The sequence below is a fragment of the Bacteroides sp. 1001136B_160425_E2 genome (assembly GCF_015559655.1).
Lineage (GTDB): Bacteria > Bacteroidota > Bacteroidia > Bacteroidales > Bacteroidaceae > Bacteroides > Bacteroides luhongzhouii.
In genome coordinates this window covers 18319-39346 of the sequence record NZ_JADMQH010000020.1, presented here as the reverse complement: position 1 = coordinate 39346, position 21028 = coordinate 18319, and the positions used below count along the sequence as shown (strand labels likewise).

Genomic DNA, 21028 nt, shown 5'->3' with positions numbered 1-21028 from the left:
ATGGCAATGAATATTTTCTGAATAACAAAAGAATCTCACTGATACAGAAGTTCTAGTTATTCAGTTCTGTTTTTTATCTTCAAAATGATAGTTATATGGATTCCGCTTAAAATGATAACGATTTCTTGGCACGGGCAATGGGTCTTGTACACGGAGTTCCCAAGTCATCAATTCTTCCAGCAATTCCATTTGTTTGGAGGCATATTTCTTTTTATTATAAAGATTATTAATCTCGGAAGGATCGGCTTTTAAGTTATATAGTTCACCACGACCATAATTGTCAAGTACCAGTTTCCAGTCATCTTTGCGGACCATACGTTCAGTTCCGCTTTGTGTCCAGGTATTCAGTTCGTCAAAGTGAGCTATTTTATTGGGTTGCAAAGCCCCCTCTTTAACAAATGTCAACGGTTCATCCCGAGTAAAATCTTCACCACCGAAACCTTGCTGCACCATAATGCTTGAAAACTCTTTCTGAGGATATGACTTACCAGTCAGCATCGGCCATAAACTGCGTCCCTGCACTCCGATAGGTATATCTGCACCGATAGCCGTACAAATGGTGGGAAAGATATCAGCAATAGAAACATGCGCATCCATTGGAGCATTTTGCGGATGAATATCGTATCCTGCCCAAATCATTGGAATACGGGTGAGACATTCGGGCACTCCCGCACCTTTACGAATCAAGCCATATTCCCCACAATAATCTCCGTGGTCTGACAGGATTACAAAAATGGTGTTTTCATAAAGTCCGGCAGCTTTAAACCCCTCAACCAAACGTTTGGTCTGGTCATCAATCAGCCGAAGCATTCCTAAATAATTTCCACGCAAACGAGGAAGATCTTCTGCCAGGTTCGGGCAGGATGTATCTTCCAATTCCGCCAAAATCTCATACTTATTTCCTTTTTTAGATAAATCTTTCCGGCCAGTCAAAGTTGCCGGTATCTTTTCCGGAGAAAACATTGAGAAATAAGGCTCTGATATCTGATATGGATTATGCGGTTCAGGCATTGAAACCCACATAAAGAATGCTGAATCTTTTTGCTGTTTCGCCCAAGCTAAGGCTTTAGTGACAATCTTCACCGGGTTCTGCGCTTCTGCCGGGAAAGAAGTAGGTTCTAAATATTGTCCTCTCGCTTTATTATTCAGAAAATATGCAAAGTCCTTATCTTCCTGCGTATCACGCTGATTCTTTCCCCAATGAAAATATTCCTCACAATAATCAAAGTCTTTCCCTTTCACATGCGCATGGTTCTTACCTACTAACGCAGTTTTATATCCTTGTTCCTTAAACACTTCGAGCATATCTTTCTTATAATACATATCAGGAGTATTATGATTAGTACGGACATGCGTAGCAGTTGGATAACGTCCTGTAAACATGGAACAACGCGCAGGCATACTAGCAGGAGCTACCGTATACGCTTTATCAAACCACACATTGCTCAATGCCAGAGAATCGGCAAAAGGAGTCACAGCCATCGGAAAACCTTCGCGACCACACAAATCAGCTCGCTGTTGGTCGGTCATGATGATAACAACATTGGGTTTGGGTGTTTGTGCTGACATTGGGATGATATTTATCATACCGGAAACAGCCGAGATTGAGAATAAAACTTTTCTATTCATAATAGCATCGTAATAAGTTAGTAACAAAAAGTATATGAATTACTCACACCCAAAGTTCGGCAATCTTTCCGATAAGTTACGAAAATAGCCATTCAATAAAGGACAAAAATTAGTCAACAGTCCGTTTTATTAGCAAAAAACTCTTTATTTGATCAAAAAGAAGAGAATTTATTGTTTTTTGAACGGTAAATTTCCTTTATTCTCTTTTAATTCCCCTTTCTTTGCAATATCCTTTTAATAGAATTTATATCTAATAACTAACTATATTTTTATACCATGAACATGAAAAAGAATTTTCTAACAATGCTACTTGCATTGGCTCTATGCAGTTCGACTTTTGCTCAATGGAAACCTGCCGGTGACAAAATCAAGACATCGTGGGGTGAACAGCTTGACCCTAAAAACGTATTGCCGGAATATCCGCGTCCTATCATGGAACGCAGTGACTGGAAAAACCTGAACGGGCTTTGGAAATATGCAATCACAAAGAAGGGTGATCCTACGCCTGCTGCTTACCAAGGTGATATTCTTGTTCCTTTTGCCGTAGAATCGTCTTTATCGGGCGTAGGTAAAATGATAAACGAGAAAGAAGAGCTGTGGTACCAACGCACTTTTGATGTTCCTTCTGCCTGGCGTGGTAAACAAATCCTGTTGCACTTCGGAGCAGTAGACTGGAAAGCAGAAGTTTGGGTGAACGATGTAAAAGTAGGCGAACACACAGGCGGATTTACTCCTTTCTACTTCGATATTACTTCTGTACTTAATAAAGGGAATAATGACTTGGTAGTAAAAGTATGGGACCCTTCAGATCGTGGCGAACAACCCAGAGGAAAGCAAATAGCAAATCCTCATGGCATTTGGTACACTCCGGTTACAGGTATCTGGCAAACAGTGTGGTTGGAACCGGTTGCAACACAATACATCACTAATCTGAAAACTACTCCCGATATTGACAATAATTCTGTTAAGGTAGAAGTTGCTGCCAATACGACCTCTGCAGACAAAGTGGAAGTAAAAGTATTCGATGGCAAGAACCTTGTAGCCAAAGGTGCAGCGTTGAACGGAGTACCCGTTGAACTGGCAATGCCTGCCAATGCTAAACTGTGGTCTCCGGACTCTCCTTTCCTCTACAACATGGAAGTGACTCTGTATAAAGACGGAAAAGCAATAGACCAGGTAAAGAGTTATACGGCTATGCGTAAATATTCTATCCGCAAAGGTCAGAATGGTATCACTCGCCTGCAATTGAACAACAAAGACTATTTCCAGTTCGGTCCGCTCGACCAGGGATGGTGGCCTGACGGTTTATATACTGCACCGACAGACGAGGCATTGGTTTATGACTTGAAGAAGACGAAAGACTTCGGCTACAATATGGTACGTAAGCACGTCAAAGTAGAACCTGCACGCTGGTACACTCATTGCGACCAATTAGGATTGATCGTATGGCAAGATATGCCGAACGGTGGTCCTAGCCCACAGTGGCAGGCACGCAACTACTTTAACGGCAGAGAAGTGATTCGTTCCGCTGCTTCGGAAGCTAACTACCGCAAAGAGTGGAAAGAAATCATCGACTGCCTGTATTCCTATCCGAGTATTGCCGTATGGGTTCCTTTCAATGAAGCATGGGGACAATTCAAGACTCCGGAAATCGTAGCATGGACCAAAGAATATGATCCTAGCCGCCTGGTGAATCCTGCCAGTGGTGGTAATCACTATACTTGTGGCGATATTCTTGACCTTCACCACTATCCGGGCCCGAACATGTTCCTTTACGATCCGAGACGCGCTACCGTATTGGGTGAATATGGAGGTATCGGCTTGGTAGTAGAAGGAAACACTTGGGTGAATGACAAGAAAAACTGGGGTTATGTGAAGTTCAATACATCGGACGAAGTAACGAACGAATACATTAAATATGGCAAACATCTGTTGGAATTGATCCAGAAAGGATTCTCTGCTGCCGTATATACCCAGACAACAGACGTAGAAGGTGAAATCAACGGTCTGATGACTTATGACCGTAAAGTTATCAAGATGAATGAAGCTAAAGTCAGAGAAATCAACCAACAGATCTGTAACTCTCTGAATAAATAATAAATAGAATAATACTCTTTTCCTTGTTGAACTAAAAACAGCACCTCTGAAAGTCTATTCAGGGTGCTGTTTTTTTATATTCATATTCTTTTTCAGAAATGCTTATTCTTCCTGCATGAAGATCTTTACCTGATTCCAACTATTCTTCGTATCATTCGATACTTTTTCACCAGGAGTAGAACGACCATTCTCTACATATTGCTTCATAGCCCGTTTCATTTCTTTCACCTCATTTTCGTAACGCTTATCACCGATAATGTTTTCTTTTTCCGAAGGATCTTTCACGATATCGAACAATTGCATCGGAGGGAATTTTCCTACATCGGAGGGTTTAACAGGATAAGAAAAGCCACCCGAACCTCCGTAGAACACCAATTTCAGTTGGGAAGTACGCAAAGATAAATACCCCTCCCCCGCTTCGTGCACCAAGTCTTTACGCGCAGAAGCACCTTTCTTACTCAATATCGGCCACATACTGTAACTGTCAACAGCTTCTTCTGTCTCCAAATTGTGGTTAAGCATTTGAGCAAAAGTGGCATAAAAGTCTATCAATGAGACTAAAGAGTTATTTGTCTCTTTCCCATATTTTCCTTTCCAGGAGACAATAAGGGGAATTCTGTGTCCACCTTCGTAAATATCGCTTTTGTAGCCTCTGTAGATGTAACTAGGAAAATGTCCTTTCTTTTCCATATCTTTCACGCCGATATAACCGGCACACCCATTATCCGAAGCAAAGACAATGATGGTATTATCCAGTTGCTTGTTCTTCTTCAATGTTTTTACGATTTGGCGCACCATATCGTCTATCATGACTACGAAATCGCCATAAGGACCGATACTGGTTTTACCCTGAAACTCTTTCGAAGGCAATATAGGGGTGTGAGGAGCTGTAATAGGCAAATATAAGAAAAACGGCTTCTTGCTGTCTTTCTGCTCATTGATATAGTTCAGGCTATGACGAATGATGTTGGGAAAACATTCTTCCGGCTTGAAATCGGCTCCTGCCATTCCTCCGTGCATCAGTAATGCCAGATTCTTTTTCTGGGGTTCTATCACATGATCGGGGATAGAGGTTGCTTTGTTATTTTCCACATAAACATAGGGAGAAATATCCAATGAAGCGGGTATGCCGAAATAGTAATCAAATCCTCTGTCGGTGGGTCCGTTCTTGATTGGAAGCGAGAAATCTATATCTTTCATGCTTCTGCCATTGTTCGTATATCCCCAGTCCCAACCTAAGTGCCATTTACCGATACAAGCGGTATTATAGCCATTCGCTGAAAACATTTGCGCGATTGTGCGACGTTCAGGATCAATCATTGCAGGCGAATCGCCATCAAGACCACCTCGTTTCAGCTTGGTTCGCCACGGATACCTTCCAGTCAGAAGAGAATATCTGGAAGGAGTGGATAAAGCGGAAGAAGCATGGGCATCCGTAAAGGCAATCCCGTGCTCGGCCAGTTTGTCAATGTTAGGAGTATGGATTTTAGATTCGGGATTAAAGGCCGAGATGTCTCCATAACCCAAATCATCTGCCAATATAAATACAATATTGGGGGTCTGCGCTTTTACAGCAGCTGCTGTAAGAAGCGCAGAGGAGATTGTGATTAGTTTATTCATATATTGAATGTATTAAAGCTATAGTTTATGTATGATATAACCTATCTCTTCATGTTTTCCAACCGACATGCCCGGATTATCTGACTGACATCTCAATCGTTCCACTCCAGTAGACAAGTCTTTTCACTCCAGTGAACGAATCTATGCACTCTAGTGAACAACCCTCGTCACTCTAGTGGAACGATGGAGATGCTCTATCAATAACTGGACGATAACGAATGAAAAACATGCCGGCATAGGGTTGTTTGAATGATAAGTACCCTTCATCTGTTTTCAATGTAAATAAGATCAGCAACCATCGTCTATGCAGTCATCATGAGAAATGTATGAGAAATACAGGATGAATACAGGGCAGATGTATGAGAAATCATTGAAAAACGAATGAGAAATAGCCGTTTTTTCGTTAAAATATCTGTGAAAAGTATGAGAAATGCCTGCATAGAAAGCATTTCTCATACTATATATTACTGATTATAAACTCATTATCTAGATTTTATGAGAAATGAGAAATAAAAAAGATAAATCTCTTTCAGAGAGCAACAAGCGGTAGCATTACGAATATTATACATTGGCTGCTTTCTTCTGCTTATTCTTAGGAGCACGCGGCCGGTCTTTATCAGCTCCGGTATCATTTTGCTGTTTCATCCATTTTTGAAGCTCCATCGTCAGTTCGGCTTTTTTCTTACTATATTTCTTCACATCCGCCAGATTATTCATCTCAAACGGATCTTTCTTGATATCATATAATTCGAACTCGGGACGATTCTTATAACGGTTCATGATTTTATGTGCCTGATCCGTGTCCTGTGCTTTCCAGGAGAGATACCATTCTGCCTTTTCAATATGCTTTTCTACGTATGTTTCCTCCGGAGTCAAGTTCCAGATTAGACGATAGCGTCCGTCTGAAATAGAACGGATTGGATATGCCGGACCTTCCGGAACATTGTTGTGGACATGGTAAGCATATTTATGGTGTGTCTTTGTCTTCCCTTGAAATACATCTACCAGACTCTTTCCATCTATCACGTCAGGAACCTCTCCACCTGCAACATCGATAAACGTAGGAAGAAGGTCCTCATATTGCACGATGGCAGAAGTCTCTGTACCGGGTTTAATGACACCGGGCCAGGAAGCAACCATTGCCGACTTGACACCGGCACTCCAATTGGTCCATTTGGCTCCGGCAAATTGCGTACCTTGTTCGGATATGAAAATGACAAGAGTGTTCTGCAGCAGATCCTTATCTTTCAGAATCTGCATAGCGTCACCCACCTGTTGGTCGAGCAAACCGACTTCAGCCAAATATCTGGCATAGTATTCACGCGTTACTTCCGTATCAATAAACTGCGGCGGCAACTGAAGTTTCTTCCGGTCGAAGACAGAAGCGTCACCACCCGTCCAGGGAGCATGCGAATTGATAGAGGCTAAGACTAGGCAGAAAGGTTGGGAAGCATCACGCTCCATAAACTTTTCGATACCTTTGGTATGATAGTCAGTGTTTGTACTTGTACATCCTTCAGGAAATCCCGGTACTTTTTCGAAGGGGAAATTAGCCAAAGGTTTGATGTGCCACTTTCCGGCCAATCCAACCCGATAACCCAAATTTCCCAGATAAGTAGGGAGAGATTTTACATCGGCATTGACCGAGCTATGATTGGCGTAACCGCCATGATGCATCGGATACATACCTGTATAAACGCAATGCCGGGTAGGCGTACTCATCGAAACAGAGTTATACGCACTGTTGAACTTTATCCCCTGTCGAGCCAATGCGTCTATGTGGGGAGTCTTGTTGTTGACAGCTCCGAAACAGCCTATATCGTAATAGGAACAGTCATCGGCTATGATTAATAATATATTAGGCTTCGAAGGAGTTTGGGCAAACCCATTCCCTATCGCCAACCCGCCTAAAAGGCACATGCTAATCATTGATTTTTCCATCTTTTTTCAACTCATAGGATTAACAGATTCAACGTACTACTTTCCATTCTTTAGGAGCCTTGAATCCGTCACGACCTTTACCGTATGGTACCTCCGGTATGCAAGGAGTGATCGTGTCATATTTCAAGGCAACCTGATACAGGGCCTTTACAATCTTCTCATTGCCTGCGCTGGCGTTTTTCTTTTCGTAAGGATCCGTTTTATAATCAACCAAGAAGTCCTGTTTCAGATCAAGCCCCGGTTTCATACCTTTTCTTATCAGTTTATAGTCTTTATTGACTACTGCTCCGTGTCCCAGATAAAAGTTGCGGTCGATACAGGTCTTTTTACCGTTTAGTACAGGAAGGATGCTGATACCGTCATATTCGCGTTTCGGCCGGCTGTGATCTCCTACCAAATCTTTCAATGTGGGAACAAGGTCAACAAAACCTGTCACTTGTGAGCTCAAGTTCTTATATTGTTTCTCTGCTTTCTTCCAATAAAGAACAGCAGGTGCGTGTACGCCTCCATCCCACTCGTCAAATTTATGTCCGCGTAAAGGTCCTGATGAGGATCCCGGAACACCGGCAGTGCCGTTATCACTAAAGAAGATAAAGAATGTATTGTCCATAATTCCTTTCTTCTTCAAGGCGTCTACAATAGCACCGATTCCCCTGTCCATACAGGAAACCATTGCACTATAAGTCACTTTCTTCTGTTCTTTCGGTGTCAGGCTGTCGAAATTGTCAGTATAGAGTTTTATATCTTTTTCTTGTGCCTGCAAAGGTGTATGAGGCGCATTATAGGCCACATACAACATAAACGGACCTTCTTTCTCGTAAGCATCGATACAGCGGATGGCTTCTTTGGTTATCAATTCGGTAGAATATCCTTTGTCATGGCAAGTTTCCCAGTCATTATGCCAGTCCAGTTCACCTTCACGCGTCAGGTCGAAATAATCTATCGCACCGTTCAGATGACCATAGAAATGCGAAAAGCCCCTATTCATCGGATAATGCACTTTCTTGGTATGTCCCAGATGCCATTTACCAATAATGGCTCTGTTCTTATATCCGTTACGTGCCAGCATATCGGCCATCGTTTCTTCATTCTCATCCAGTCCGTCCTCACGCCAAGGCGGAATAACAGCCGAACGGACACCAAACCGGTTCGGATAACGTCCCGTCATCAATCCTGCACGGGTAGGCGTACTGATGGGAGAAGTGTAGAAGCGTTCGAGTTCCACTCCTTCACCTACCAAAGCATCCAGACAGGGAGTCTTGATTTCACTACCATGAAACCCTACATCTCCCCAACCTAAATCGTCGGCCAATACAATCACAATATTAGGACGCTCTGTCTGCGCATGAAGAAATGCCGGAAGCAGAGTACATCCACAAAGCAAACCAAAAAATTCTCTTTTCATGATATACGATTTATAAATAACATTCTGTGTTTTATTCGTTTTGATGTGTGACGGCTTATTTTCTCTTTCCCGGCATGTGTTCGAAGGCACGCATTTCGGTAGGTTGTCCTTCGTCTCCACAATCCTTCATCCAGCGTTTCAGTTCTTTATCCAGGCGACTGATGGTAGAAGCTTGTTTCGTGTCCTCCGCCAGATTCTTCATACAATACGGGTCGTTCTTCACATCATACAATTCGATAGCTGGGCGATGCTGGTATTTAGTCGTCATCGCTTTTGCATGACTATCCGTTTCTGCCAGACTTTTCCACTCTTTAAACAAAGGAGATTTTGTTTCAACATTCTGGAAAGTGGCTTCCGGGGTGAGATTGACAATATATCTGTATCGGCCATCATATACTGAACGGATTCCATAATAAGGCGATCCGGCATTGATGCCTCTCGTGGTCTGAAGGGAGAAAGAATATTTCTTGTGTTCTTTCTTTTTGCCTGTCAATACCGGTTTAAAACTTTTGCCATCTACTTTTGCCTGCGGCTTTCCTCCTGCTATGTCGACAAAAGTAGGGACAATATCTACGTATTCTACCAACGCGTCACTTACGCTTCCCGGCTTAACCACTCCCGGCCAACGAACGATGCAGGCAGAGTGTACCCCCGCATCATAACAAGTCCATTTGGCAAAAGGCAGGCTGTTGCCTTGCTCGCTCAAATATACGACAACTGATTTATCCGTCATTTTTTCCTGATCCAGGATAGAAAGGACGTTGCCGAATTCCTGATCCATAAAATTGATCTCTGCCAGATAACGAGTAAACAACTCGCGTGTCTGGGGAATATCTACATACATAGGAGGCAGCGTCAGTTTGTCTGCATTAAACTGAGAGGCATCTCCTTTATTCCAGGGAGTATGCGGTTGATTGGAAGCTACAAACAGACAGAAAGGTTCGCCTTTCGCCTTGCAATCGGAAATAAATTTCTGAATTGCTTCAAAATCCAAGTCCCCACCTTTCAAAGGAGGTACATAAAGGTCGAAAGGAAATACTGATTTCGGGGCAATATGCGATTTCCCGATCAATGCGACTTTATACCCCAACGGTTGCAGGTGATGTACAACGCTCAATGTTCCTTCATTGGCACAAGTATGGTTAGGGTAAGCTCCGCTGCGTACAGGCCATACACCTGTATATAGATTATGCCGGGTAGGCGACGACATCGGAACAGCCTGATAGGCTTGTGTGAAACGTACTCCCTGTGTGGCAAAGTGGTCGATATTCGGAGTTTTCGAATCAACACTTCCATAACAGCCTAAGTCATAATGAGAACAGTCGTCGGCTATGAACAATAGAAAGTTCGGTTTTTCCGTTTGCTGGGCAAAAGACAGGCTGGTGGCTCCCAAGGCTACGGATGCACTTACTAGTAATTTCTTCATTTTGTGTTCCTCCTTTATTTCTTCGGATGTTTGGGTAACACAAAGTTTGCATTCGCCCATTTCTCCCATTCAGCAACTAACTTGGTAAGCACTTCAGGGTGCTGTTCTGCCAGATTGTTACGTTCGGTACGGTCTTTAACCACATCGTACAATTCCCACTCTTTTCCTTTCTCGTCGCGGATTGCTTTCCAGTTTCCCCAGCGGATCGCTCTATTGTTCTGATGTTCCCAATACATATATTCATGCAAAGAGTCTGTTTTCTTCCGAATAGCCGGGAAAAGACTGCTGCCTACTAATGGATATATTTTGTTTCCACCGTGATAAGTTTCCGGATAGGCTGCTCCTGTTGCTTCCAGAATAGTTGGCATGATGTCCGGTAAATAACCGGGAACACGGCACCATTCTCCTTTTTTGTTCTTCAGATTGCTTTTCCACGACACGATGAGAGGGGTGGAAATACCTCCTTCATACGAACGGCATTTATATTTACGGAACGGAGTATTGGAAACCTGTGCCCATGCTCTTCCGTAAGAAGGGAATACGCTACAAGCCGGGTCGTTGATTTCAGACACTTTTCCGCCTCCCAATTCAGCGTAAGGTTCGGCACAAGCACCGTTGTCGGATAGAAACATGACAAGCGTGTTATCCAGTTTACGGTTCTTTTTCAAGTAATCCAGCAATTTTCCTACATTATAATCTACACAATGTACCTGTGCTGCATAAACAGCCATCCGATAGGCTACTTTATCTTTCTCCTGTTCCGTCAATTCATCCCATTTCCGGTTTTCCCATTCGGCAAACTCTGTATTCGGTTCGATGATTCCCAGCTTGGCCATCCGTTTGCGTCTTGCTTCACGAATTTCATCCCATCCTTTCTCACGATAGATCTTCGTGAACTTTTGAATGTCTTCTTCTTTTGCCTGCAACGGCCAATGAGGAGCGTTAAAAGCTAAATAAAGGAAGAAAGGTTTGTCATCTTTCTGTTCATCAACGAAGCGGATTGCATAATCGGTGAACGCGTCCGTTGTATAATAAGGTGCTTCCGGTGCCGGAAGTTTCGTGTTATCAAGAGTCAAGCCGCGTCCTCCTGACGGGCGGAGATAACTGCAAGCACCTGCCAAAATTCCGTAGAAGCGTTCAAATCCCCGTTGCAAAGGCCACTTTTCTTCTCCATGCATTCCCAAATGCCATTTACCAGCCATATAAGTATGGTAACCGCTTTCTTTCAGCACTTCAGCTATCGTGACGCAGTTCCGGTTGAGGAATCCTTTATATCCCGGCACTCCCCAGTCGTTCGGGCTCTTTTGATTGGGTTGATTAAACGGGTCTTCGGACATCTGCCCGATACCCGCCTGGTGCTGATATAATCCTGTCATTAAACTAGCCCGGGCGGGACAAGAACGTGAAGTGTTGTAGAATTGCGTGAAACGTACTCCTTTGGATGCTAACGCATCAATATTAGGAGTTAATATTTCTCCACCGTAGCAGCCGATATCGGAATAACCCATATCATCTACCATAATCAATACGACATTCGGCTTCTCTTGTGCCGAACAAAACGATGCCATCAGTAAGGGGGCAGTCATTAAGAAATTCTTCTTTACCATAGTATTATCAATTATCTGGAAAACAAAAGTAGAGAAGTTTATGCAAAAGGAAGGAAAAATGCTAATCAATAAAGAACAAAATCAGGTATATGTGATACCAAACAGGCATACAACGCTTTTGTGAACTTTTATTTTTACTATGAATAGTTTTTTTCCTTTATTGAACAATTAGTTCTCTATTTTTAAGCTAATATATTCTAACTTTGCATTTTAGTTAAAAACCTACTGAAATGAAAAACAAACGAATTACTTTTCTTCTTTCTTTTTGCTTATCATTAACAATAGCATGGGGAGAAATACCTCCTGCTAAAACTGTATTTGCACAATACATGAACCAGGCACAGACATTCGCCAACAACTTTCCACGGGAGAAAGCGTATTTGCATTTTGACAACACGAGTTATTATGTTGGAGATACGATCTGGTTCAAGGCTTATGTCACCCTCGCCGAAAAGCAGACTTTCAGTCCGATCAGCCGCCCTCTGTACGTGGAGCTGGTAGACCAGACAGGACATATAGCAGATAAACAAATCATCAAACTGATACAGGGAGAAGGGAACGGACAATTCGTTCTTCCCCGTTCCATGTTATCCGGCTATTACGAGGTACGTGCCTATACCCGCTGGATGCTTGCTTTCAATGAACCGCAGTATTTCTCACGTACTTTCCCTATTTATCAACTGGCGAATAGTGATAAGCTGGAACGTAGTATCACGACTTACGAACTTAGTCCGTCGATGGAGAACCGTCCGTCGGAAACAAAGGAGAAGTTAAGTGTACGTTTTTTCCCCGAAGGAGGGCAATTAGTGGAAGGAGTGACTTCGCAAGTAGCTTTCAAGGCGGAGAGTAAAAACGAAGGGAATATAGCATTGTCAGGAACGATCTATACCAAAGAAGGAACAGAAATCACTTCTTTCGAGACTTTGCACGATGGAATGGGGCATTTTGAATATACGCCTTCTGCGCAACCGGCTGTTGCCAAAGTCGATTTTCAAGGAAAAAAGTATGAATTTACCCTTCCACAGGCGTTGCCTAACGGGTATGTATTGAATACAATCAGCAATGCCGGTGCCCTTTTGGTGAAAGTATCCTGCAATGCCGCTACTCCTCAAGACACATTGGCTGTATTTATCAGTCATCAGGGGCGGCCGTATGTTCATCAATTGATTAGTTGCCGGGCGGACGCTCCACAAGAGTTCATTCTGCCTACCCGTAAACTACCGGCAGGCATACTGCAAGTCAGCCTCATCAACCGGGCTGGTAATACGTTATGCGAACGTTTTGTCTTTTCTAATCCACGTGCTCCTCTGCAACTATCTGCGGAGGGACTGAAAGAGGTGTATGCACCCTACGCTCCTATTCGTTGTGAGTTACAGGTAAAGAATGCCAAAGGAGAACCGGTATCGGGAGATGTATCAGTCAGTATCCGGGATGCTGTCCGGTCAGATTATCTGGAGTATGACAATAACATCTTCACTGATTTGCTGTTAACATCTGATTTAAAAGGATATATCCATCAGCCCGGTTATTATTTCGCATCGCCGTCTCCCCGGAAGCAAACGGAATTGGATATTTTATTGATGGTGCACGGATGGCGTAAATATGATATGAGCCAAGCCATTTCTACTTCTCCTTTCACTCCGTTGCAGTTACCGGAAGCTCAATTAGTGTTGAACGGGCAGGTTAAATCAACGATCCTCAAAAATAAGCTGAAAGATATTGCACTTAGCGTGATAGTGAAGAAAGATGACCAGTTTATCACCGGAGGAACCGTGACCGATGAAAATGGTCGTTTCAGCATTCCTGTGGAGGATTTTGAAGGAATCACGGAAGCGGTGATCCAAACCCGGAAAGTCGGTAAAGAACGCAACAAGGATGCATCCATTCTGATCGACCGTAACTTCTCACCTGCCCCCCGGGCTTATGGATACAAGGAGCTTCACCCGGAATGGAAAGACCTTACTTACTGGCAACAAAAAGCCGAGAATTTTGATTCTCTATACATGGATTCTATCCGAAAAGTAGAAGGGCTTTATGTATTGGATGAAGTGGAAATAAAAAGTAAACGCCGACAAGGAAGTAATATGGCTACTAAAATCAATGAGAAGAGCATTGACGCTTATTACGATGTACGCCGTTCTGTAGATTTATTACGTGACAATGGGAAGATTGTCACAACTATTCCGGAATTAATGGAAAAGTTAAGCCCACAATTCTACTGGGATCGTAGCAATGACAAGCATACTTATCGGCAGAAACCAATCTGCTATATCATGGATAATCACATTTTGTCCGAAACAGAAACTCAAATGATGCTGACCGAAGTGGATGGATTGGCTTCTATCATCATTAGTAAAGGAACCGGAGGTATCGATGATGACATCATCCAAAACAGCAAAATGTCTGAAGTTACGGATAGCACGGGAATTGACGTCAGCAAACTGGATAAATACAGTGTTTTCTACCTGATTCCCCTACCCAGACGCGATGTATTGAACAAAAGTCAGACTGCAGTACTTGGTACCCGGCAAACGGTCATTCAGGGATATACTCATGCACTGGAATATTATTCACCTGCCTACCCGACTAAAGAATTGTATATGGACAAAGTAGACAAAAGGCGGACGTTATACTGGAATCCGTCTGTACAGACAGATGGAAATGGAAAAGCTGTGATTGAATGTTATAATAACCAATATTCCACTCCGGTGATTATTCAAGCGGAAACGATGAGTAAGGATGGTCAAATAGGAAGTATGAAGTATTCTACAATCGGACAAACGGAACAATAGTGCTGGTTGTAGATAACCCCATATACAGATGAAGATATTATTAATGGGGATGAAGTTATTCCTGATCCGGAATTCTTCATCCCCATTATTCATTCAGTTTTAAATGGAATGACAGTTATTTCTTTTTCTGTCCCGGGTAAGGTTCTACCATGCAACGCTTAGCCCATGCTTCGTATGCTTTTGACATTTCTGCCACTTTCTCGGGATATTTAGCTGCCAGATCATGTTGCTCGCTCCGGTCCTCATTCAAATTGTACAATTCCCATTGAGAGTTATTTTTCGGGCGAACCAATTTCCAGCCATCGTTAGAAAGGAAAGCACGTTCGTTGAAGTGTTCAAAGCCCAGATAATCGTGTCCCTTGCGATGTCCGGTCTTGAAGATAGGAAGTAGGCTCTTTCCTTCTAGCGGAAGAATATCATGCCCTTTATATGTCGTAGGATATTCAGCATCCGCCAAATCAATACAAGTTGCCATGATATCCATCACATGTCCTATTTCAGATGTCATGCCACCCACGTTCTTTTTAATACCTTTCGGCCAGTGAGCAATCATCGGAGTACAGATACCTCCCTCATAAGATTTAGCTTTCCAAAAACGGAACGGAGTATTCGCTACATTAGACCAACGGGCTCCCAATGAAGCGTATGTGGTCTGTGGTCCAGGCAATACTTGTTTATTACGCGGATAAATGATCTTCTTTCCATCACGAGTCATATCCGGACGGTCGTTCTCGCCACCAGTCATGTTCTGACAGTCTTCATTACTGCAACCATTATCAGACAAGAAAAGAATCAATGTATTATCAAGTTGTCCGGTCTTTCTTAAAGCCTCGATCACTTGTCCAATTCCTTGATCTACACGATCAATCATTGCTGCATGAACGGCCATTGCACGAGCATCCCATTCTGCGTGCAGATTATCTTCCCATTTGTCATGGAACTGACGATCGGACAAGAAGTTATCCATTCCCGGGAAAATCCCCAACTGTTTCTGACGTTCGTAGCGGGCATTACGAATAGCTTCCCAACCTACTTTATAAGTATCCTTATACTTCTCAATATCTTCAGGAAGTGCATGCAGCGGCCAATGCGGTGCTGTATAGGCCAGATACATAAAGAATGGTTTGTCATCCTTTGCATATTCTTCTACCTCCTGTACGGCGCGGTCTGAAAGGGCTTGGGTTATATAATATCCTTTAGGTACTTCCTTTATAGGCACTTCACCTTCTACTAAACTGAACGGATCAAAGTAATCCACCACTCCATAAATCACTCCATAGTGAGAATCAAACCCACGATTGACCGGATAATGACATAAATCAGAGAATGTATCGTGGAAGACACGGTGTGCCAGCCATTCGCGTTGGTCTTTACGCAGAGGAGTTTCGGCAACATGCCATTTTCCAACCATACTGGTGGTATATCCGGCTTCTTTCAACACTTCGGCAATGGTAACGGCATTGCGTGAGAGTGTTCCGCGATATCCAGGCAAGTGAGCATCAAAGGTCATTCGTCCAATTCCGGCTTGATGCTGATAAAGTCCCGTCAACAGAGAAGCACGAGTCGGGCAGCTACGACTTGCATTATAAAAATGATTAAAGCGTACTCCTTCTTGTGCCAGTTTATCCAAATTAGGAGTATGAATCTCACTACCATAGCATCCCAAATCGGAATAGCCAAGGTCATCAGCAAGAATTACCAGGATATTAGGACGTTTGTCCGATTTCTTGCCTTTCGCCTCTGCCGCAGAATGTCCAGCGACCATCAAGGCAGTCGGTAATAGTAATAATTTAGAATTCATAAGTTTAATGTTGGTTTATAATTTGTTTTTCACTGTATTACTCTTTTCCTTTATCTTTGTTTTCCGCAAACCAGTCACATACTTTTTTACCTAGTTTAGCTACAACTTCCGGATGCGATTGCGCTACATCGTTTTTCTCAAATTTGTCTTTTGCAATATCGTACAGTTGCGCATCGCTTCCGTCGCTATTTATCAATAGCTTCCAGTTGCCACTGCGTATAGCCAGATGAGGGCTTCTGTCGTTTGCATTTCCCGGTTTCTTAAAGAATTGGTTTCTACCGAAATCCCACATCAAATCCGTTTTACGTTTGGCTTTCGATTTACCCAAAAGAACTTTATCATAATTCTGTCCGTCTCCCTGATAACCTTTCTCTGTTTCAATTCCGGCTATCGCACATAAAGAGGGATATAAATCGACTGCACACAGTACGCTCTCATTATTCACTTGTCCAGCCTTTATTTTCTTGGGGTATTTTATAAGGAACGGCATACGAATTCCACCTTCATAAAGGCTGTTCTTCGTTCCTCTTAAATAGGCAGCACGAGCGGATTGGAAACTGGGCGCCGGTCCGTTGTCACTAGTGAAAATCACGATTGTATTTTCCGATAATCCCATATCATCCAGTGCTTTGATAAAACGTCCGATCTGTTTGTCCATTTCAGCAAGAACTGGGATGAAGGCTTCTTCTGTATTCCAACTTTTGTTATCCTTTTGCTTAAATTCCGGTACCCAAGGAGTATGCATATCGTCCGGCCAGAGATTCAAGAAGAAAGGCTGGTCTTTATGACGTTTGACAAAGTCAATACTTTTGTTTACAAAGTATTCGGTACGTCTCCAGCGTTTTACACTGTCTTTGGCCGACCATATCCAGTTCGTTGCAGTGATTGCCGGTTCGGGGTCCGGACTTTCATACGTTGATATATATTCGTCAAAACCATAATTTTTAATAGAAGGTGCATTGTGTACGTCGCGCCCGCCTCCCATATGCCATTTACCTATGTGTCCGGTGGCATAACCTGCATTTTGGAAAGCACGTGCCATGGAAGGATTCTTGTCGCTCAAAAAGTTACGCTGTTCACACTTCTTGTTGCTGGCTTTATTATTTAAAAAGGTATTAATCCCTACTTCAATCGGAAATTTGCCTGTTGTCAATCCGCAACGTGAAGGTGAACTGACTGGTGCGGATGAATAATACTGGTTGAATAACAATCCGTCCTGCGCTATCTTATCAATATTTGGAGTAGGAACAAACTTACCTCCATAACAACCAATATCTCCGATTCCCATATCATCTACATAAATGACGACCACATTGGGTTTTGTCTCTGCCTGCATACTGGCCACGGGTAGCAAAGCTCCCAACCAAGGCAAATGTTTTCTGATGTTCATAATTATTTTGATTTAATTAACTGTACTTCTTGTCGGTTTTTGTGTGACTGACTTATGTAGCAAAAGTAGGGAAGTTTTTTAAGAGAAAGGGAAAAATACAAATCAATAAAGGAAAAAAACAGGTAAACAAAGATGAAAGCTGCCGGTCATAATCTATTATAAGCAAATAGGGAAGATATAAATTCCTATATCTTCCCTATTTCTATTTATTAATAGGATTACCATTCAACCTGCTGATCTTCATCCGGAATCTGAGTATTGATATTCCGTTGCAACGTCATACTTCCTTCCACTCTATATTTAATGGGAATGACCTCCACACCACTTCCACCATAGGTGAAATCCTGAAAATCATATTCAAACATAATTTGAACATAGCGACGTTCCAGATAAGGACGTGTAGCATCCATAATCGATGTCTTGCTATAGATAGGCGTCCCTATCAGTTTGAACTGCATTTCGTTATTGGGGTCATCCGGTTCCATATCCAATGTTTCATCATCCCTGAAACGCACATTGATTTTGTATTTCTTACGGATATCCTTATCCATGTCTTCATTAATCAGACCGGCATAAAAGAATACGGAATTGTTGTCTATCACATACGCGGTGCGCTTATCGGTCGTTCTAGCATTGGTATCGGGCTTACCATTGATATAAGTATATACTTTCATGGACGAAGCCGCATACGAACCTGAATAATCATTAAACGGAACCACATTCAACAAAGCTTTCGCATAGTTCTTGCGCGGATGACTTTGATAATTGTAAGACTCATCATCTACAATGGTTAGTGGTAAAACCCACTTTTCCAACATATCAATGCCTTGCAAATTGAAATCAATATTCAACAGTCCTACACATGAACTGGCAGGAATATGCACCGTTTCGGGGAATTCATATTTGTCCTCCTCCAGTTCCGTATACCATAGTTCCGGGCGATAAAGACTGAAACGCTCGATATTCAACGTGTGCAGTGTATCCCTATCCACCGCGATATGAATATCTCTGTCCTGTCCGTTCACTGTAGAGCCGCTGACAACTACAGGCAATTGATAAGTCACTTTCCCATCCTCCTTATATCTGACGTAGATAGTAGTAACACCATCGCCTCCGGAAGCGATAGGCGCTTTGAAAGAGACGTATTGTTCATACTGCTCATCTTCCCACTCATTATTACAAGCGGTTCCCAAGACGATGACAGCCAATAAACTTAAATAAATATATATATTCTTCATATCATATTCTTATTAGGAGATTAATCATTGTATGTCCATCCCGGATTCTGTGTCAACCGTTTATTGCGTTTCAACTCATCGTGGCTGATCGGCCAGAAATAGAGCTTGCGTGAGAAGGCAGTGGGCAAATCCGCAATTTCAATCGGAGTGTAGAATTGTTCTCTCTGCTCCTCTGTATCCGACATATAAAAGTTACATCCGTAATTTTTCTTGGATTCTTCCGCTTCTGCATCTTTCCATCTGCGCAAATCGAAATAACGCTGCCCTTCTGCCATGAGCTCAATCTGACGTTCATGTTTCAGTTTCGTACGGAACACATCCCGATCCTGATATTCTGCCATGGTATAATCGGGAACACCTGCGCGACGACGCACATCTCTGATGCCTTTTTTCATTTCATCAATATCACGTTTGACAGTATAGCTAGTCGAACCGTCCCACGACGGAATGTTGTATGAAGATCCGTCTTCCAATTCATTCAAAGCTTCGGCATAGATCAACAGAATTTCGGCAAAACGAATGGCTGGTTCCGCTTTCGCTTTGATTTCTTTCCGATTCGTATCGTCCGGATGCACATACTTCATGATACCGATGCCGGACCGCAAATAAACACCTGTACCGGAGAAACCGTCAGAATTGATACCATAATAATAGTTGACCTGCTTCTCAACGTCATTCTTATAGTCTGTTGTCTCTGCATTTTTCAGTAAAGACCACACGCAACCATTGAAAGAAACGGAGGCATAGAAACGAGGTTCACGCCATGCATATTCTTTCCACACTCCCTTCTTTAAATGAGGATATGTCCCTGCTTGTCCTTCCTTTTCAGTCACAAAACGGTTTCCAACCCGACAAGTGTCCAAAAAGGTTTGGCGGTCAAACTCTGAACCGTCATACATATAATAAGCGTCACACATCTTTAATGTCATACCGTAAGCATTACTTCCGTTCCCCAAAGTTCTCGGCATTTGAAGCTTCACCATTTCAACCAGGCTGTTACCTCCCTGATTACGTCCGCGACTGAAAATCAACTCCGGATTTTGATACATCGCTAATGCACCATTAAAAACTGCCCGATAAGATTCATAAGGGTCTATATCACTATAACCACCTTCGTCCCATGTCTTCGTTGAGAAGTCATCGTCCTGGTAAGGGGCAATGGTAGCCGGATATCCGGGTTCGGCAATGTTAGTCGCCTTTTTATGATAGAGTTCATATCGATGTCCGTTATTTTCTCCGGGAAGTTCCATCACATCTCTGGCTGCTGCAGCTGCTTTTGCCCACTTATATTCATTGTACTCCTGCGACATCAAACAATTTCCGTCGTAATCTACCATATCCGAGAACTTGTCCGTATCTCCCGGACGAGGATTATTAATGGGACTAGCCGAATACAACAATGCTCTGGCACGAGCAGCCAATGCCGCTCCGCGCGTAGGACGTGCCACCTGGTTAATGGCACGGGTCAAGGGCAGATCTTTGGCGGCCAGAAGCATCTCCGATTCAATGTATTCCACACACTTATCATACGAACTGCGTTGAATGGCTAAATCATCATAAGTGGCAGTATAATCCAATCCCTCATCGGGCAGCAAGGGTACAGGACCGTATTTGCGTAACAACAACCAGTAATAGTAAGCACGGACAAAACGCGCCTGCGCTTTCAGATCCGCTCTCTCCTCTTCCGTAAACTTCGTGTTCATGTCAATGTTCTGAATGAAGATAGAGGCTTGGCGGATACCTTTATAACTATCATCCCATGAGTGCCGGTAACTCTCATCGTAAGTACCGGTCTTAAAAGTCTTATACCCTGCGAGACTATTGCCTCCGAAATAAATGTCATCGGCAAAATTAGTGATTGTATTCAGCATCATAGATACTTCCAGATTGTATCCCCCCAAATAGGAATAGGCATTTGCCAACCATTCTTCCGTGTTTTCCTTGTCAGTAAACACATCCTCCAAAGACCGACGGTCTTTGAAATATTTATCTGAGTCGAGTTTATCCGAACAAGCAACGGCAATCACGCTCAGTATAATACCAATATACAGTTTATATATCTTTCTCATTTTTCATGCATTA

12 protein-coding genes are annotated in these 21028 nt (G+C 42.8%); 2 read left to right on the top strand and 10 right to left on the bottom strand.

What is annotated here, in order from left to right:
• Positions 1-60: 60 nt before the first annotated feature.
• On the bottom strand, positions 61-1629 hold the full coding sequence (locus tag I2I04_RS18645; RefSeq protein ID WP_410489788.1) for a sulfatase: 1569 nt from the start codon (positions 1627-1629) through the stop codon (positions 61-63).
• A 282-nt stretch (positions 1630-1911) separates the two neighbouring features.
• On the opposite strand from I2I04_RS18645, the gene I2I04_RS18640 reads away from it, so the two are divergent.
• Positions 1912-3726 carry a glycoside hydrolase family 2 protein gene (locus I2I04_RS18640; RefSeq protein ID WP_195655646.1) on the top strand — a complete coding sequence of 605 codons (1815 nt, stop codon included), beginning with the start codon at positions 1912-1914 and terminating at the stop codon, positions 3724-3726.
• Between the two features lie 102 nt (positions 3727-3828).
• Here the strand turns inward: I2I04_RS18640 and I2I04_RS18635 are convergent, their stop codons facing one another.
• The 5 genes from I2I04_RS18635 to I2I04_RS18615 form a co-directional block, all read right to left on the bottom strand.
• A complete protein-coding gene (locus I2I04_RS18635) occupies positions 3829-5346 on the bottom strand; it encodes a sulfatase-like hydrolase/transferase (protein ID WP_195655645.1) in 1518 nt (505 codons plus the stop codon).
• 561 nt (positions 5347-5907) lie between these two features.
• Positions 5908-7287, bottom strand: a complete 1380-nt coding sequence (locus I2I04_RS18630) for a sulfatase (RefSeq protein ID WP_195655644.1) — start codon at positions 7285-7287, stop codon at positions 5908-5910.
• Between the two features lie 28 nt (positions 7288-7315).
• A complete protein-coding gene (locus tag I2I04_RS18625; RefSeq protein WP_195655643.1) occupies positions 7316-8692 on the bottom strand; it encodes an arylsulfatase B in 1377 nt (458 codons plus the stop codon).
• A 55-nt stretch (positions 8693-8747) separates the two neighbouring features.
• The gene (locus I2I04_RS18620; protein WP_195470113.1) at positions 8748-10118 is read right to left on the bottom strand and encodes a sulfatase; all 1371 of its coding nucleotides are present in this window, start codon (positions 10116-10118) and stop codon (positions 8748-8750) included.
• Positions 10119-10132: 14 nt separating this feature from the next.
• Positions 10133-11725 carry an arylsulfatase gene (locus tag I2I04_RS18615; protein WP_195470112.1) on the bottom strand — a complete coding sequence of 531 codons (1593 nt, stop codon included), beginning with the start codon at positions 11723-11725 and terminating at the stop codon, positions 10133-10135.
• 230 nt (positions 11726-11955) lie between these two features.
• Here I2I04_RS18615 and I2I04_RS18610 point away from each other — a divergent pair, with 230 nt between their 5' ends.
• Entirely contained in the window at positions 11956-14517 is a 2562-nt protein-coding gene (locus I2I04_RS18610; RefSeq protein ID WP_195655642.1) for a hypothetical protein, read from the top strand.
• A gap of 115 nt (positions 14518-14632) precedes the next feature.
• Here I2I04_RS18610 and I2I04_RS18605 read toward each other — a convergent pair whose 3' ends face one another.
• The 4 genes from I2I04_RS18605 to I2I04_RS18590 all read right to left on the bottom strand — a co-directional run bounded on the left by I2I04_RS18605 (position 14633) and on the right by I2I04_RS18590 (position 21015).
• A complete protein-coding gene (locus I2I04_RS18605; protein ID WP_195655641.1) occupies positions 14633-16318 on the bottom strand; it encodes an arylsulfatase in 1686 nt (561 codons plus the stop codon).
• A gap of 37 nt (positions 16319-16355) precedes the next feature.
• Positions 16356-17708, bottom strand: a complete 1353-nt coding sequence (locus I2I04_RS18600) for a sulfatase (protein ID WP_195655640.1) — start codon at positions 17706-17708, stop codon at positions 16356-16358.
• Between the two features lie 218 nt (positions 17709-17926).
• Positions 17927-18946 carry a DUF4973 domain-containing protein gene (locus tag I2I04_RS18595; protein WP_195655639.1) on the bottom strand — a complete coding sequence of 340 codons (1020 nt, stop codon included), beginning with the start codon at positions 18944-18946 and terminating at the stop codon, positions 17927-17929.
• Positions 18947-18966: 20 nt separating this feature from the next.
• Entirely contained in the window at positions 18967-21015 is a 2049-nt protein-coding gene (locus tag I2I04_RS18590) for a RagB/SusD family nutrient uptake outer membrane protein (protein WP_195655638.1), read from the bottom strand.
• Between the last annotated feature and the right edge of the window lie 13 nt (positions 21016-21028).

Bases quoted from the DNA above. Each gene is read 5' to 3' on its own strand.
- I2I04_RS18645 (WP_410489788.1), bottom strand. From the start codon at position 1,629: ATGAATAGAAAAGTTTTATTCTCAATCTCGGCTGTTTCCGGTATGATA.
- I2I04_RS18640 (WP_195655646.1), top strand. From the start codon at position 1,912: ATGAAAAAGAATTTTCTAACAATGCTACTTGCATTGGCTCTATGCAGT.
- I2I04_RS18635 (WP_195655645.1), bottom strand. From the start codon at position 5,346: ATGAATAAACTAATCACAATCTCCTCTGCGCTTCTTACAGCAGCTGCT.
- I2I04_RS18630 (WP_195655644.1), bottom strand. From the start codon at position 7,287: ATGGAAAAATCAATGATTAGCATGTGCCTTTTAGGCGGGTTGGCGATA.
- I2I04_RS18625 (WP_195655643.1), bottom strand. From the start codon at position 8,692: ATGAAAAGAGAATTTTTTGGTTTGCTTTGTGGATGTACTCTGCTTCCG.
- I2I04_RS18620 (WP_195470113.1), bottom strand. From the start codon at position 10,118: ATGAAGAAATTACTAGTAAGTGCATCCGTAGCCTTGGGAGCCACCAGC.
- I2I04_RS18615 (WP_195470112.1), bottom strand. From the start codon at position 11,725: ATGGTAAAGAAGAATTTCTTAATGACTGCCCCCTTACTGATGGCATCG.
- I2I04_RS18610 (WP_195655642.1), top strand. From the start codon at position 11,956: ATGAAAAACAAACGAATTACTTTTCTTCTTTCTTTTTGCTTATCATTA.
- I2I04_RS18605 (WP_195655641.1), bottom strand. From the start codon at position 16,318: ATGAATTCTAAATTATTACTATTACCGACTGCCTTGATGGTCGCTGGA.
- I2I04_RS18600 (WP_195655640.1), bottom strand. From the start codon at position 17,708: ATGAACATCAGAAAACATTTGCCTTGGTTGGGAGCTTTGCTACCCGTG.
- I2I04_RS18595 (WP_195655639.1), bottom strand. From the start codon at position 18,946: ATGAAGAATATATATATTTATTTAAGTTTATTGGCTGTCATCGTCTTG.
- I2I04_RS18590 (WP_195655638.1), bottom strand. From the start codon at position 21,015: ATGAGAAAGATATATAAACTGTATATTGGTATTATACTGAGCGTGATT.